Source organism: Maribacter arcticus, assembly GCF_900167935.1.
GTDB classification, from domain to species: Bacteria; Bacteroidota; Bacteroidia; order Flavobacteriales; family Flavobacteriaceae; genus Maribacter; species Maribacter arcticus.
Genome location: NZ_FUYL01000004.1, coordinates 325,260 through 339,606, shown reverse-complemented (window position 1 = coordinate 339,606; position 14,347 = coordinate 325,260). Strand labels below are relative to the sequence as shown.

Below are 14,347 nucleotides of genomic sequence, written 5' to 3'. Positions count from 1 at the left end.
ATTATAGTTTGAATATTTTATACGACTGATGAATTTTTTTAACCACACTTTCTGTCCGTTCTGCATGGGTATCACTTAAGAAAATTTGACCAAAGTTCTCATCATTTACCAAAGTAATAATATGCGATACACGATGTTCATCTAATTTGTCGAAAATATCATCCAAAATTAAAATTGGAGTTGTACCGCTTTGCGATTTCATAAAATGAAACTGCGCAAATTTAAGGGCAATTAGAAACGATTTTTGTTGACCTTGACTACCGAATTTTTTAATAGGAAATTCACTAATCTCAAAACTAAGGTCGTCTTTGTGAATGCCAACACTGGTGTATTGCAATGCCCGATCTTTATCTAAATTTTTGTTTAGTAAAGTCAGTAGGTCGTCTTGTAACAATTTACTGTCGTAGCTAAGTGATACTTTTTCAGTGTTACTGGTTATAGCTTTATATTGTTCCTGAAAAATTGGAATAAAAGCTTTTAAAAAAGAAGTTCTTTTATTGAATATTTCAGTACCATACTTATGCAATTGCTCATTGTAAACCGCTAAAGTATCTTTATTAAAAGTGCGGTTAGCGGCAAAATATTTTAAAAGTGCATTTCTTTGTGATACTACTTTGTTATAGTTGATAAGTTGCTGTAAATAGTTTTTGTCGGATTGACTGATAACTCCATCAATAAATTTGCGACGGGTATCACTACCCTCAATTATTAGATCACGATCTGCAGGTGAAATAATTACTAACGGCAATAAACCTATATGGTCGGCAAAACGCTCGTAGGTTTTTCCGTTTCTTTTAATAATTTTTTTATTGTTCCTTTTTAAACTGCACACAATTTTTTCTTCTCGATCATCTTTTTCGAAGGATCCGTCAACTACAAAGAAGTCGGATCCATGACGTATGTTTTGAGAAGAAATAGGATTGAAGTAGCTTTTTCCGAAAGAAAGATGATAAATAGCATCGAGAATATTGGTTTTACCAATGCCATTATCGCCCACAAAACAATTTATTTTAGAATCGAATACAAGTTCTTTGGACTCAAAATTTTTGTAATTGATCAATGATAATTGTCTCAGCAGCATTAAATTTCTTGAATTTTAGATTTGGAAGGATGAAAACTACCTTAAAATATCCAAAAATAACGAATAAATACCCTATAGGATTTCAATAAAACCTTTATTTTTGCGCGACCAATAAAATTAGAGATGGCTACATATAAGAAAAGAGGATATAAACCTGAAACCAAAGCTGAAAAGCAAGAATTTGATGAACAGGAAAGTACAACCGCTGAGGTTTTTAGTTCTTTAGATGAAGGAGCTTCAAGATCAGAAGAATGGGTTTCTAAAAATCAGAACTATATATTAAGTACTATTGTCGTAATAGCTATATGTGGTTTAGGTTATTTGGCTTACAACCAATTTGTTGTAAAGCCTAAAGAGACTAGTGCTGCTAATGAAATGTACTATCCACAACAATATTTTGACCAAGCATTGGCGAGTGCAACAGCTAAAGATTCTTTGTTTACATTGGCTTTAGAAGGTGCTGATGGTAAATACGGCTTCTTAGATATCATTGAGGAATATAGTGGTACTAAGGCTGCAAATTTAGCAAATTATGGTGCTGGTATGTCTTACTTGAATATGAACAATTATCAAGAAGCAATAACTTATTTAGAAGATTTTAGTTCAGAAGATGCTATTTTAGGCGCTTTGGCTAAAGGTGGTTTAGGAGATGCATTTATGCAATTAGACCAGCCTTCGGATGCTTTAGGTTACTATGAAGCTGCTGTAGCTCATAGCAAAAATGAATATACTACTCCTAAATTTTTATACAAAGCAGGTGTAACTGCTCTAGAAATGGGAGATAAGAGTAAAGCTTTAGGCTTTTTTGAAAGAATTAAAAGTGAGTTTCCAAAATCAGAAAATGCAAATTCTATAAATGCTTTTATAGGAATGGCTAAAAGTGGTGAGTAATGGCAACAATAAATAAAAATTTATCAGTTTATGATAAAGCAACAATCCCAAACGCGAACGGACTTCGGTTTGGGATTGTTGTTTCTGAGTGGAATTCTGAAATAACTGAAGGGTTGTTTTCTGGAGCATTAGAAGCTTTAATAGATTGTGGAGCCGTGAAAACTGATATTTTAAGATGGAATGTGCCTGGTAGTTTTGAACTTACTTATGGTTCAAAGAAAATGATTGAGACACAGAAAGTTGATGCGATTATTGCTATTGGTAGTGTGATACAAGGCGAGACCAAACATTTTGATTTTGTGTGTGAGGCAACTGCACAAGGTATAAAAGACTTAAATGTAACTATGAATGTTCCTGTTATTTTCTGTGTTCTTACAGATAATAACATGCAACAATCCATTGATCGTAGTGGAGGTAAACATGGTAATAAAGGTATAGAGGCTGCAATTGCAGCCATTAAAATGGCCGTACTCGGAAAAGAGTAATCACCAAAATTCTTACTAATTTTTTGTAGAGACTAACTTTAGTGTAGGTTTACTGCAGCTGTTAACAAATTTTGGCATTCCTTATATGCCCTGTTTTTCTATTTTAAGTAACTTTGGTACTATGGGGATGTTGAGTAAAATAACGCGGTTACGAAAAAATAGGAAATTCGACTATAACCCTAGATATTATGATGGCAAGGGTAAAGGCAATCCTTTTAAGATGGAACCCAAATTTGACCAATTTCGTAGCACCTTAGATACATCTCGTGGATTAAAAAGAAAAATCAATCGTGCTTTAGAAGATGCTAAAAGAAAAGGAGATCGTAATCTGAAGATTAGGATGCTCGTTATTTTAGCTGTTTTGGTGTTTATTTTCCTCTATATAATTGATTTTGACCTCTCAATATTCTATTCTTCATAATGGCCGATATTATTAGATTATTACCTGATCATGTAGCAAATCAAATTGCTGCAGGTGAAGTTGTTCAGCGTCCATCTTCTGTGGTAAAAGAATTATTGGAAAATGCTATAGATGCCGGCGCAACCGAAATTCAACTAATTGTAAAGGATGGCGGTAAAACATTGATTCAAATCGTAGACAATGGCAAGGGTATGAGTGGTACCGATGCGCGGTTGAGTTTTGAACGGCATGCTACATCTAAAATTCAAAAGGCAGAAGACTTATTTAATTTACATACCAAAGGCTTTAGAGGTGAGGCGTTGGCTTCAATCGCTGCAATTGCACATGTTGAAATGCTTACCAGAACTGAAGAAGATGAGATTGGCACGCGAATAAAAATGGAAGGCAGTAAAGTTGTTGCCCAAGAAGTAGTTGTTGCGCCTAAAGGGACTTCAATGCTGGTCAAAAATCTATTTTTCAATATTCCGGCCCGACGCAATTTCTTAAAATCTGACCACGTTGAATTTAGACACATTACCGATGAGTTTCATAGAATTTCATTAGCGCACCCTCAAGTTGCGTTTAATTTCTATAATAATGGGAGTGATGTTTTTCAATTACCGGCTAATGATTTTAGAAAGCGAATTGTTCAGATTTTCGGAAGAAAGACAGATGAAAAATTGGTGCCTGTTGAGGAAGAAACCCATGTTGTCAAAATTTCAGGTTACATACAAAAGCCTGAATTTGCCAAAAAGAGTAGGGGTGAGCAGTTTTTCTTTGCCAATAATCGGTTTATTAAGAGCCCGTATTTACATCATGCTATATTAGGTGCTTTTGAAGGATTAATTCGACCGGGTACTCACCCAGGTTATTTTTTAAACTTAGAAGTTGACCCAGGCACTATAGATATTAATATACATCCAACTAAAACAGAAGTTAAATTCGATGATGAGCATACCTTATATGCTATGCTCAAGTCTACAGTTAAACATAGTTTAGGGCAATTTAATGTTACCCCTGCTTTAGATTTTGAACAAGACCAGAATTTAGATACTCCGTATTCCTATAAAAATAAAGAGGTTGGTATACCTCAAGTAGTTGTTGATTCCTCATTCAATCCATTTGAGGCTGTTAAGACGTCGAGAGGTAATTCTACCAGTAATTATTCTAAACCTAAGGTTGAAGGATGGGAAAACCTGTATTCAGGAATGGATATGTCTATAGATGGGGATAATCATAGTAATTTAGAATTTGAGTCTGAAGTTGTAAATAGTAGTATTTTTGATGAAGGGCAAGAAGTTGTAGACCATACGACTACGACTTTTCAATTGCGTAAAAAATATATTATAACGACGATAAAATCTGGGATGGTTGTTATTAATCAGAGTAGAGCACATCAACGAGTTCTTTACGAGAAATTCTTGAAAAATATAACTATTAAAGAAGCGGTTAGCCAGCAATTATTGTTTCCGCTTACGTTGTCATTTTCGCCAAGTGAGATTAGTATTCTTAATGAAATTAAAGAGAATTTATGTACCGTTGGCTTTGTATTTGGTGAAGTTGCTGAAGATGGTGTAGAAATTAAGGGAGTGCCTGTTTTAGTGGCAGAAAGTGAAGTGCAAATGATAATGGAGCAGTTAATTTCTGATTTTCAACAAGAGGTGCCAGGCGATAGTTTTTCGCAAAGTGATATGTTAGCAAAAACACTAGCTAAAACATTATCAGTAAAAACTGGTGAAACGTTAGATGAGTTTTCTCAAGTAAAATTGGTAAATGATTTATTTGCCTGTAAGGAAACAACCTTGAGTCCGTTTAATAAAAAAGTATATATGACAATCACAGAGAATGATATTGAACGAAAATTTATTTAAATGGGAAGACTAACTGAAACAATCAAGCACTTACTTATAATTAACGTTCTGTTCTTTGTTGCCACACAAATGTATGGCGAACAAATGTATGAGTTGTTTTCGCTATATTTTCCTAAGAATGAGCATTTTCAGCTTTGGCAAATTATAACCCACATGTTTATGCATGGTGGCTTTATGCACATATTATTCAATATGTATGCTTTGTGGGCATTTGGTACGCCATTAGAGCGTATGTGGGGCAGAAATAAGTTTTTGTTTTTCTATATATCTGCTGGTTTAGGTGCAGCCCTAATTCATATAGGTGTTAACTATTATTATTACAATGCTGGTATGAGCGCCTTAATAGAATCTGGGTTGACAGAAAGTAGCATTTTAGAAATTATCAATACCGGACAATACTACACAGAATGGTATTCCATTGCAGGTAAATCTACTATTGATAATTTTCTAGGAGCATTCAATACTCCTGTGGTTGGTGCCTCTGGTGCAATTTATGGTATTCTTGTGGCATTCGGCATGTCATATCCTAACAGTGAACTTTTTCTTATATTTCTGCCAGTACCTATAAAAGCAAAGTTCTTTATTCCGGTTCTTATCGCATTAGATTTATTTTCGGGTGTAACTGGGTATAGTTTATTCGGACAAGGAATTGCCCACTTTGCCCATGTTGGTGGAGCACTATTCGGATTCTTAATGATGTGGTATTGGAAAAAAAATCAGTTTAATAATAAAAGGTGGAACTAAGATATGGCTCAACCCGATTTAAAATATCAGTTTAGTAGGTTAAACATTGCAGAAAAGCTAATTGCGATAAACGTTTTAGTTTTTATCGTAAATGCTTTGGTGCCTTTTTTATTGGGTATACCTAAAAATAGTATTGTACAGTGGTTCGAATTGCCAAATGATATCGTTGATGTTGCATTTCAGCCATGGTCGATTGTGACTTATTCTTTTTTTCATGGTGGAATTGGGCATCTATTTTGGAATATGCTGATGATATATTTTGTTGGGAAAATCTTTCTTAATCTATTTGATACGAAACGATTTTTGAACGTTTATATACTCGGTGTCATATTAGGTGGACTGTTTTTCGTTTTAGGCTACAACATCTTTCCGGCTTTTTTTAATACTAATGCATATTTAATAGGTGCTTCAGCCGGAGCAAGTGCAGTTCTGATTTTTATATGTACTTATCTGCCGAATCAAGAAGTAAGAATTATTTTTTTCAATGTAAAACTTTGGATGGTAGGAGCGGCGGTTGTTTTATCAGATCTAGTTCAATTGCCAATTAGTAATTCTGGAGGGCATTTGGCACACCTAGGAGGTGCTTTCTTAGGCTATTTATACGCTAGCCAATTACTTAAAGGAAATGATATAGGTTCTGGCTTTTCTAGGTTTATGGACAGTATTGCAAATCTATTTAAAGGCTCAAAAAAGAAAGCTCCGATGAAAACTGTTTATAAAAATAAAAAGACGAGTAGCAGCGTTTCTTCTACGGATGATTATGATAAAAAGACTCATCAAAAAAAGATTGATGCTATACTTGATAAGATAAGTAAGTCTGGTTATGAAAGCCTTTCTAAAGTAGAAAAAGACTTTCTGTTTAAGGCAGGTAAAGAGAGCTGAACAAGATGAAAAAACTATCTTTTTTCTCAAAAATCATGTTGCTAGTAAACATGATTTTCTCTTTTTGTTTATTGCTGGCATGTATAATTCCATATACTTCTTCCGCTAGTTTGGCATTTGTCAGTTTAGCAGTGCCTTTGTTGGTGTTTATAAATATCTTATTCTTTATATACTGGTTGTTACGTAAAAAATTTTATTTTTTACTCTCCCTTTCAATTTTGGTTTATGGTTATTTGACATTAGGTACTTTTATTGGTTTTAACTCAATTAATAAGACTATAAATAATGAAGACTCATTGTCTATTATGAGTTTTAATAGTTTGGGGTTTCAAGGTAAAAAACATGAATGGGAAAGTACCGCTGGTGATACTATAGTAAAGTTTATTCAAAATGAACGTCCTGATATTGTTTGTTTTCAAGAGTTTGATTACAAGAAGATAAGGTCTCATTATTTTGAAGAATACCCGTTTAAGTATGTTGATTTTGAGTTCGGACCTGATAATGGAAGGGTTATTCAAGCGGTGTATTCTAGGCATAAGATTTTAGAAAAAGGTATTTTAGATTTTCCTGAATCATCTAATAGCGCAATTTTTGTTGATGTAAAGTATATGGGTGATACCATACGAATTTATAACCTGCATTTAGAATCTTTAAATATCCGGCCAAATAACATTAAAAAAGAACGGTCAGATAAATTGTTTGGAAGATTAAGGCATTCTTTTGCCAAGCAGCAAGAGCAGTCCACTATTGTTAGGGAGCATTTGAATAATAGTCCTTATAAAAATATTGTTTGTGGGGACTTTAATAATACTCAATTTTCAAACTCATATTTTACTATAAAGGGTAATTTAAAAGATAGTTTTTTGGAAAAGGGTAGAGGTTATGGTAAGACTATTAACTTCTGGAAATTTCCATTTAGGATTGACTTTGTTTTAGTGGATCCATCTTTAGAAGTACTATCTCATAAGAATTATAACATTAATCTTTCTGACCATGAGCCTATCATGGCGACGATTAAAATTTTGAGCGAATAAATAGACAATCTACCGTGTCTGCAAGTATATGTAATAATAAGGCTAAGCCGATTACTCTTGTTTTTTTGAATATAAAAAGAATTATATATACTGCTATTGCCCAATAGCTATGAAGTGGGTGAAAATTAATACTACAACGATTTGGGTCGAACATTGGGTTGGCCAATACATGATCTAAGTCTATAACTATACCTAATAATAATATTAAGGATACCCAAAATCGATTATCCTTATAAAAGTAAAAGGCTATAAAAATAGGTGCGATAAAATGAATACCATAATGAGCTATAAACCTAATCATTTGTTGGTATAATGAATTCGTGGTTTAAATAATCTACCGTATTTGGGCCAACATTAAAAAGTAAGTCTAAGATGCTTAAATTAGGTATAAAGCCATTACGGTCATTAAATACTTGAACATAGGGTTCAAAGTCTAATTGGGGTTTTAATTTAGCACTAATAAGAAATCTATAGTCCTCCTGATCAACAGGTGCAACTTCAAACTTTTCCGTTTTTAACTGAGGCATTTCTATCTGAAGACACTCGAAAATAGTTTCTATGGTCTTAAGATTAAAGTCTAGTAAGCCTTCAAAGGTTTCTGTGTATAAAGGTTTAATGTCATCTTCATAGAACTCAAAGAAAGGAGATGTTCTATAAGCTGTTTCTAGTGTACGCCAATGTTGCCTTTGCCAAGGGTATGAATTGTCTATGGTTACATCTTTATATTTTTGTCTTCCGTTGGTAGAACCTACATGTATAATGGGTATACTTAGTATATGTTTGCCTCGGTCATTGCAAATATAGGTACGGTTTCTAAATGTCTGTTTTTGGTAATTGTCCTCTACTTCCAAACAGATATCATGGTGCATAATATAACTGAACGTAATAATGTTCGGAAAATAAGATGGATGAATTAGTTTCATCTGTTAAGATTTAAAGTTCAGAATGCTAAATTTACTTCTTAGCCTTGTTTCGTTTCCAAAACCAGTTTCCAACGAAATAAGCAACCAATAAAATTAAAAAATACTTGAAGTAAGACTGTGGCTCGCCTTCCCCGTTTACTGTGGTAAAGATACGGTCCCATCTAGGTCTCCAGTTGCTAATACCTTCAGTGAAATTATCGAAACTCATCCAAATGAAAATTGGTGTTCCTACAATGTGATTTTCAGGTACATAACCCCAAGCTCTACTATCTTCAGAATGATCTCTGTTATCACCCATCATCCAATAATAATCCTGTTTAAAAGTATATGTAGTAGCTGGTTTCTCGTTAATGAGTATCTGATTACCTGAGACGGAAATTTCATTTTTTTCGTATTCTCTAATAATTTTTTTATAAAGTGGTAAAACTTTAAGATTCAAGTCTATAGTAGCTCCTTTTTGTGGAATATAGATAGGGCCCATTTGACTGTAATTCCAAGGATAGTCAGGACTTTGAGGAAATAAATTGACCCCTCTTCGTCCTTTTTCAGCTACATTTTGAATTACTGAATCTATGCTAGCGTCGGCTTTAAGTGTTTTAACCATATCAGCGGTTAATGGTACTGTGCGTTCACGGTCGGTAATCTCTTTCAGAGATAATCTATATTTTGAAATGACGTTGGCAGGTATGCCAGAACCCTTAGTGAACAGTTCTATCTGACCATTTTCAGCTTGATTGTAACCTAACAGATAACTTCGTATTCCGTTAACCTGTTCTTGATTTAGGGGGTTAGACAAATATTTTCTGGTGAAGTCTGTAATGCCTAATGCATCAAGTGTTCTTGAGGAGACACCTTTAGAGCTATATACCTTATAATCAAATTGTGGTTTGGCGCTACCAGGCAATTCCAATTGTTTTCCATTAATGAATACGTAACCAATTCGAACCTCTAATGAATCGCCTGGGACGCCCACACAACGTTTAACATAATTCGATTTTTTGTCAATAGGTTTATCTACACCTTTTTCTTTTTTAAAGAATACACGTACCGTATCGGCAGGCCAGCTAAAAACTACAATGTCATTTCGTTTGACTTTGGTAAAACCAGGAAGTCTGAAATAGGGTAGTTGTGGCTTTTTTAAATAAGAAGGAACTCCTAAAACAGGAAGTGTATCGTGAACCATTGGTGCTGCAACGGTAGTCATTGGTGTTCTTGCACCGTAGTGAAATTTACTTACGAAAAGAAAATCACCCACTCTTAATGTACGTTCTAAAGATCCTGTAGGAATTACATACGGTTGAATGAAATATGTATGCACCAAAGTAGCTGCTACAATTGCAAATAATATAGAACTTACCCATTCGCCCATTGCAGTTTTTGGCTGAAGGCTTCTATCTTGTATGTAAGTGACCTCTAACGAATAATTGACATAATATATGTAAAAGCCAAAAGTAAATACAACAAGCCACGTTTCTAATGTACTATTACGACCAAAACTTCTAATTGTTTCAACCCAAATTACAGGAAACATCAATAAGTTGATGATTGGAATGAATAGTAGAACTACCCACCATTTAGGTCTATTGATGATTTGCATCAATACGATAGCATTGTAAACAGGTATGGCTGCTTCCCAAGCTTTTCTACCAGCTTTTACATATAATTTCCAAGTACCTAAAAAGTGTATGACCTGTACAAGTAGAATGAAAATAATCCATTGGGTGGCGTTCATGAGCTTTGTTTTTTATTGAAATAATATGAATCTTTTTCGATGTTATTTTTAACATCAATAATCCATCAGTCTTTTTGTTCGATTATTGTTACGTTTTTTAACCAAGGTTTAACACATCGCGCATAGAAAATACACCGGCTTTACCGATAATCCATTCCGCTGCAGTAACTGCTCCTAAAGCAAATCCTTCTCTATTATGGGCAGTATGTTTTATTTCAATACTATCTACAATATTGTCATATGTTACAGTATGGGTGCCTGGAGTCTTACCTATTCTTTTTGAGGTGATGGGTAATGAGCCATTAGAATTATCATCTAGTTTCCATTTTGAATATTCAGAGTTGGATATTATCCCTTCTGCCAAGGTAATAGCCGTGCCACTAGGCGCATCTAATTTTTGTGTATGATGAATTTCTTCTAATGAGACTTTGTACTCAGGTAGGTTATGCATCATTTTCGCTAAGTAATTATTTAACTCAAAAAAGATGTTTACTCCCAGACTAAAATTAGAGGCATAGATAAAGGCTCCATTTTTACTTTCACATAATGCAACGGCGTCCTTATATTTATCTAACCAACCGGTTGTGCCTGATATAATTGGGACATTGTTTTCGATACACTTTGTTATATTACTGTAAGCGCCTTCAGGCATGCTGAAATCTATAGCAACATCCATAGAATTAAAATCGATATTTGGTGTATGCTCATCAATTTTGGCAACGATTTCATGACCTCGTTTTAGGGCAACCTGCTCTATCATCTGGCCCATTTTTCCGTATCCGAAAAGTGCAATTCTCATTCTTAAAATTTTATAATTAAGGCCATGCCGTAATTCGGACTGTTGGTTACCTGATTGAAGTCAAAATACGGTTCAAAATCTATACTAAGATCATCATCAATATTAAATTGCTTTAAGTGTGCATCCACATTAGCATCCACAATATTAAGTGCATACATGCCAATTGCAACAACCAACCACAGGTCACGGTCGCTTTGAAAGCGTTCTTGTTGGTATTCTAAATCATCAACATCTAAAGATGGAATAATACCATTATTTAAATCATAAAATTCATCGTCGGTAAAACCGGCCTGTCTTCTTTTGAAAGCGGTTCTAAAACTTTTATAATTGTCATTATTCCAAGTGTACATGTAGATACTACCACCAATGAGTCCCCATGCAATGGGAGCTTTCCAATACCTTTTGTTGTAAATCTGTCCCATTCCTGGTAAAATGGCAGAATAAAAAGCCGCTTTACTTGGCGCAAGCGGATTAAATTCTTTTTTAGACTTCTTAAATGAGACGGAGTCTTTTATTATAATTCCTTGTTCTGCAAGAGTGGATGATAAGCTATCAGTTTCTGCTGTAGGAACTGTTTCTTGCTCTTCTTGAGAAAAGCAAGAATGTATAGAAAATAGAATACTAATTAATAAAGTGATATAACTACGCACCTGTTATCAATTTTTTGATACGGTCGAACTCCTCTTGAGATTTAAAAGGAATAGTGATTTTACCTTTTGAATTATCAGAAGACTTTATATCTACTTTAACCGATAAAGCATCAGTAAGTTCTTTGATTCCCTTTCGAACAAAAACAGCAGGGTCATTTTGAACCGGCTTTTTTATTTCTTTAGGTATAGTATCTTCAGTATGATAAGCTTTAACAGCACTTTCTGTTTCTCTAACTGAAAGGCTATCGCTTATGATTTTTTCATAAAGAGCAATTTGGTCTTGCTTTTTATCAATATTTACTAAAGCTCTACCGTGGCCCATGCTTAAAAAGCCATCTCTCATACCTGTTTGTATGATTGGGTCTAATTTCAGTAACCGGAGGTAATTGGCAATTGTTGACCTTTTTTTACCAACACGCTCACTCAACTTTTCTTGTGTAAGATTAATTTCATCAATTAATCGTTGGTAGGATAATGCGATTTCAATAGGGTCTAAATCTTGGCGTTGAATATTTTCAACTAAAGCCATTTCTAAAGATTCCTGATCATTTGCTATACGTATGTATGCAGGTATTGTATCTAACCCTAATAATTTAGAGGCGCGATATCTTCTTTCACCAGAAACTAATTGGTATTCATTAAAACCTAGTTTTCGAACGGTAATAGGTTGAATTACACCAAGTTCTCTAATAGATGTGGCTAATTCTTTAATCGATTCGTCATTGAAATTAGAACGTGGTTGAAAAGGATTAACCTCAATATGTTCTAAGTCAAGTTCAATTATATTACCAACTACTTTATCTGCATTTTTGTCTGTGGCAGATTTTATATCATTTTCCGGATCTTTTAAAAGTGCCGAAAGTCCTCTACCTAAAGCTTGTTTCTTTGTCGCTTTTGCCATACTTAAACCGTCTGCTTATTTTTTTTGACTATTTCATCGGCCATATTTAAATAATTGGTCGCTCCTTTACTTGCGGCGTCATATTTAATAATACTTTCTCCATAACTAGGGGCCTCACTTAAACGAACATTTCGTTGAATAACGGTATCGAAAACCATATCTCCAAAATGCTTACGCACTTCATCTACTACTTGGTTCGATAGGCGCAATCTAGAATCGTACATGGTTAATAGCATGCCTTCAATATCTAAATCTGGGTTGTGTAGGCGCTGTACACTTTTAATGGTATTTAAAAGTTTACCTAATCCTTCAAGAGCAAAATACTCACATTGTATTGGTATAATGACAGAATCTGCAGCTGTTAAAGCGTTTAATGTTAATAAACCTAATGAAGGTGCACAGTCAATTAATATATAATCGTAATCTTTCTTGAGATCAATAATAGCTTTTTTTAGCATGTATTCACGCTCATCTTTATCAACCAATTCAATTTCAATAGCAACAAGGTCAATATGTGCAGGAATTAAATCAACATTTGGGGATGTTGTCGGTATGATTGTCTCTTTGGCGCTTTTTGTGTGCTCAAATAGCTGATAAGAGCCTAGTTCAACACTATCTACATCAATACCAAGGCCAGAAGTGGCATTGGCTTGTGGATCAGCATCTATTAAAAGCACCTTTTTTTCCAATACACCTAGCGAGGCAGCTAAATTCACGGTAGTGGTAGTTTTACCTACCCCACCTTTTTGATTGGCTATAGCAATAATTTTGCCCATATTCAAAGTAAGTTAGGTGGTAAAAATACAATTATTTATGGGGCTAATGAAAGGATTTTGTTAACACTAGGTGAATAACCAACTGGTTTTCATTAAAAAAGCGTTAAACTTTTAGTTATTAAAAGGTTACGGTAATTTTTAGGAGATGGAATTTATATGGTACAATAACTTATTAAAATGATATTAAAATTAATCTTTATCCTTTTGTTTTAAGCTGTCCTCATATTCAATTAAATAAATTTCCTCGTTCTTTTTCTTTAAGTAATATTCTTCACGAGCAAACCGTTCAAGCTCGTCTTCATCAGATAATTTTTCAATAATTATTTTGTCTTTGGCTATCTCTTCTTTTAAAAAGTCTTGTGTTTTCTCTAGCTTTTTAATTTCCTTTCTCAATTCAAGATGAATTAATAAAGAATTAGTGTCAAAAAAAAGCATCCAAACTACAAAAACAGAAAGAACCAATACATACATATTGGTCATGATTTTAAACCATTTTTTTTGTTTTATATCTTTAAACGCCATTAGGATTGCATTAATTTTTCATTAATTATACTCCTTACAATTTCAACAGCAACGGTGTTGTATTTGTTATTCGGAATTATAATATCAGCATACTCCTTAGTTGGCTCTATAAATTGCTCATGCATAGGTTTAATGATGGACTGATATTTTTCTAAAGTTTCATCTAAATTCCAACCTCTTTCGTTAACATCTCGTTTTAACCTTCTGATTAGTCTTTCATCTGTATCGGCATGTACAAATATTTTAATATCGAACATTTTACGAATGGCTGAATTGGTCATGATTAATATACCTTCAACTATAATAACTTTTGTAGGGTGTGTTAGTACTGTTTTTGCCGTTCTATTACACTCAAGAAAGGAATACACAGGTTGTTCTATAGACTCACCGTTTTTAAGCGCTATTAAATGTTGCTCTAAAAGGGCAAAATCGATAGAGCTAGGATGGTCAAAATTGGTTTTTCTTCTTTCTTCTAAAGATAAGTGAGATAAGTCATTATAGTAAGAATCTTGTGAAATTACACCAACTTCCTCATTAGGTAGTTCATTGATAATTTGATTTACCACAGTAGTTTTTCCACAACCAGTTCCACCAGCTATACCTATAATTAGCATACATTTAATTTTGTCACAAAAATACATATTTGAATTTCAAAT

Annotated in this window: 17 protein-coding genes; 7 read left to right on the top strand and 10 right to left on the bottom strand. The window is 33.9% G+C overall.

The features are described from left to right. Nucleotide 1 precedes the first annotated feature (1 nt). Entirely contained in the window at nt 2-1,081 is a 1,080-nt protein-coding gene (gene recF / locus B5X55_RS08465) for a DNA replication/repair protein RecF (protein ID WP_079512181.1), read from the bottom strand. 123 nt (nt 1,082-1,204) lie between these two features. On the opposite strand from recF, the gene B5X55_RS08460 reads away from it, so the two are divergent. From B5X55_RS08460 to B5X55_RS08430, 7 genes are all read left to right on the top strand, one after another. Then, nucleotides 1,205-1,972 (top strand): tetratricopeptide repeat protein, encoded by a 768-nt coding sequence (locus B5X55_RS08460; protein ID WP_079512180.1) that lies wholly within the window; start codon nt 1,205-1,207, stop codon nt 1,970-1,972. After that, a complete protein-coding gene (gene ribH, locus B5X55_RS08455; protein ID WP_079512179.1) occupies nt 1,972-2,457 on the top strand; it encodes a 6,7-dimethyl-8-ribityllumazine synthase in 486 nt (161 codons plus the stop codon). The genes B5X55_RS08460 and ribH overlap by 1 nt, the downstream gene beginning before the upstream one ends. Before the next feature lie 85 nt (nt 2,458-2,542). Further along, on the top strand, nt 2,543-2,878 hold the full coding sequence (locus B5X55_RS08450) for a riboflavin synthase subunit beta (RefSeq protein ID WP_234999695.1): 336 nt from the start codon (nt 2,543-2,545) through the stop codon (nt 2,876-2,878). Continuing rightward, nucleotides 2,878-4,728, top strand: a complete 1,851-nt coding sequence (gene mutL, locus B5X55_RS08445; protein WP_079512178.1) for a DNA mismatch repair endonuclease MutL — start codon at nt 2,878-2,880, stop codon at nt 4,726-4,728. The genes B5X55_RS08450 and mutL overlap by 1 nt, the downstream gene beginning before the upstream one ends. Continuing rightward, nucleotides 4,729-5,472, top strand: a complete 744-nt coding sequence (locus tag B5X55_RS08440; protein WP_079512177.1) for a rhomboid family intramembrane serine protease — start codon at nt 4,729-4,731, stop codon at nt 5,470-5,472. Nucleotides 5,473-5,475: 3 nt separating this feature from the next. Continuing rightward, nucleotides 5,476-6,354, top strand: coding sequence for a rhomboid family intramembrane serine protease (locus tag B5X55_RS08435; RefSeq protein ID WP_079512176.1), 879 nt, complete (start codon nt 5,476-5,478; stop codon nt 6,352-6,354). Between the two features lie 5 nt (nt 6,355-6,359). Further along, nucleotides 6,360-7,388 carry an endonuclease/exonuclease/phosphatase family protein gene (locus tag B5X55_RS08430; protein WP_079512175.1) on the top strand — a complete coding sequence of 343 codons (1,029 nt, stop codon included), beginning with the start codon at nt 6,360-6,362 and terminating at the stop codon, nt 7,386-7,388. On the opposite strand, the gene B5X55_RS08425 is transcribed toward B5X55_RS08430, so the two are convergent. The 9 genes from B5X55_RS08425 to udk form a co-directional block, all read right to left on the bottom strand. Next, on the bottom strand, nt 7,369-7,689 hold the full coding sequence (locus B5X55_RS08425; RefSeq protein ID WP_079512174.1) for a DUF6122 family protein: 321 nt from the start codon (nt 7,687-7,689) through the stop codon (nt 7,369-7,371). The two genes, B5X55_RS08430 and B5X55_RS08425, sit on opposite strands and share 20 nt — an antisense overlap. Further along, on the bottom strand, nt 7,682-8,311 hold the full coding sequence (locus B5X55_RS08420) for a WbqC family protein (protein WP_079512173.1): 630 nt from the start codon (nt 8,309-8,311) through the stop codon (nt 7,682-7,684). The genes B5X55_RS08425 and B5X55_RS08420 overlap by 8 nt, the downstream gene beginning before the upstream one ends. Nucleotides 8,312-8,342: 31 nt before the next feature. After that, entirely contained in the window at nt 8,343-10,043 is a 1,701-nt protein-coding gene (gene lepB / locus B5X55_RS08415; RefSeq protein ID WP_079512172.1) for a signal peptidase I, read from the bottom strand. Nucleotides 10,044-10,140: 97 nt separating this feature from the next. After that, nucleotides 10,141-10,842 (bottom strand): 4-hydroxy-tetrahydrodipicolinate reductase, encoded by a 702-nt coding sequence (dapB, locus tag B5X55_RS08410; protein WP_079512171.1) that lies wholly within the window; start codon nt 10,840-10,842, stop codon nt 10,141-10,143. A gap of 2 nt (nt 10,843-10,844) precedes the next feature. Continuing rightward, nucleotides 10,845-11,492 (bottom strand): DUF5683 domain-containing protein, encoded by a 648-nt coding sequence (locus B5X55_RS08405; protein ID WP_079512170.1) that lies wholly within the window; start codon nt 11,490-11,492, stop codon nt 10,845-10,847. Then, a complete protein-coding gene (locus B5X55_RS08400; RefSeq protein WP_079512169.1) occupies nt 11,485-12,393 on the bottom strand; it encodes a ParB/RepB/Spo0J family partition protein in 909 nt (302 codons plus the stop codon). The genes B5X55_RS08405 and B5X55_RS08400 overlap by 8 nt, the downstream gene beginning before the upstream one ends. Nucleotides 12,394-12,395: 2 nt before the next feature. After that, nucleotides 12,396-13,169: a ParA family protein gene (locus B5X55_RS08395; RefSeq protein WP_079512168.1), complete on the bottom strand. Its 774-nt coding sequence runs from the start codon at nt 13,167-13,169 to the stop codon at nt 12,396-12,398. Nucleotides 13,170-13,358: 189 nt separating this feature from the next. After that, nucleotides 13,359-13,691 (bottom strand): FtsB family cell division protein, encoded by a 333-nt coding sequence (locus B5X55_RS08390; RefSeq protein ID WP_079512167.1) that lies wholly within the window; start codon nt 13,689-13,691, stop codon nt 13,359-13,361. Beyond that, nucleotides 13,691-14,305, bottom strand: coding sequence for a uridine kinase (udk, locus tag B5X55_RS08385; RefSeq protein WP_079512263.1), 615 nt, complete (start codon nt 14,303-14,305; stop codon nt 13,691-13,693). The genes B5X55_RS08390 and udk overlap by 1 nt, the downstream gene beginning before the upstream one ends. Between the last annotated feature and the right edge of the window lie 42 nt (nt 14,306-14,347).

Bases quoted from the DNA above. Each gene is read 5' to 3' on its own strand.
- B5X55_RS08450 (WP_234999695.1), top strand. From the start codon at position 2,543: ATGCCCTGTTTTTCTATTTTAAGTAACTTTGGTACTATGGGGATGTTG.
- B5X55_RS08395 (WP_079512168.1), bottom strand. From the start codon at position 13,169: ATGGGCAAAATTATTGCTATAGCCAATCAAAAAGGTGGGGTAGGTAAA.
- ribH (WP_079512179.1), top strand. From the start codon at position 1,972: ATGGCAACAATAAATAAAAATTTATCAGTTTATGATAAAGCAACAATC.
- B5X55_RS08440 (WP_079512177.1), top strand. From the start codon at position 4,729: ATGGGAAGACTAACTGAAACAATCAAGCACTTACTTATAATTAACGTT.
- B5X55_RS08420 (WP_079512173.1), bottom strand. From the start codon at position 8,311: ATGAAACTAATTCATCCATCTTATTTTCCGAACATTATTACGTTCAGT.
- B5X55_RS08400 (WP_079512169.1), bottom strand. From the start codon at position 12,393: ATGGCAAAAGCGACAAAGAAACAAGCTTTAGGTAGAGGACTTTCGGCA.
- B5X55_RS08390 (WP_079512167.1), bottom strand. From the start codon at position 13,691: ATGGCGTTTAAAGATATAAAACAAAAAAAATGGTTTAAAATCATGACC.
- udk (WP_079512263.1), bottom strand. From the start codon at position 14,305: ATGCTAATTATAGGTATAGCTGGTGGAACTGGTTGTGGAAAAACTACT.
- B5X55_RS08460 (WP_079512180.1), top strand. From the start codon at position 1,205: ATGGCTACATATAAGAAAAGAGGATATAAACCTGAAACCAAAGCTGAA.
- recF (WP_079512181.1), bottom strand. From the start codon at position 1,081: ATGCTGCTGAGACAATTATCATTGATCAATTACAAAAATTTTGAGTCC.
- dapB (WP_079512171.1), bottom strand. From the start codon at position 10,842: ATGAGAATTGCACTTTTCGGATACGGAAAAATGGGCCAGATGATAGAG.
- lepB (WP_079512172.1), bottom strand. From the start codon at position 10,043: ATGAACGCCACCCAATGGATTATTTTCATTCTACTTGTACAGGTCATA.
- B5X55_RS08430 (WP_079512175.1), top strand. From the start codon at position 6,360: ATGAAAAAACTATCTTTTTTCTCAAAAATCATGTTGCTAGTAAACATG.
- B5X55_RS08425 (WP_079512174.1), bottom strand. From the start codon at position 7,689: ATGATTAGGTTTATAGCTCATTATGGTATTCATTTTATCGCACCTATT.
- B5X55_RS08435 (WP_079512176.1), top strand. From the start codon at position 5,476: ATGGCTCAACCCGATTTAAAATATCAGTTTAGTAGGTTAAACATTGCA.
- mutL (WP_079512178.1), top strand. From the start codon at position 2,878: ATGGCCGATATTATTAGATTATTACCTGATCATGTAGCAAATCAAATT.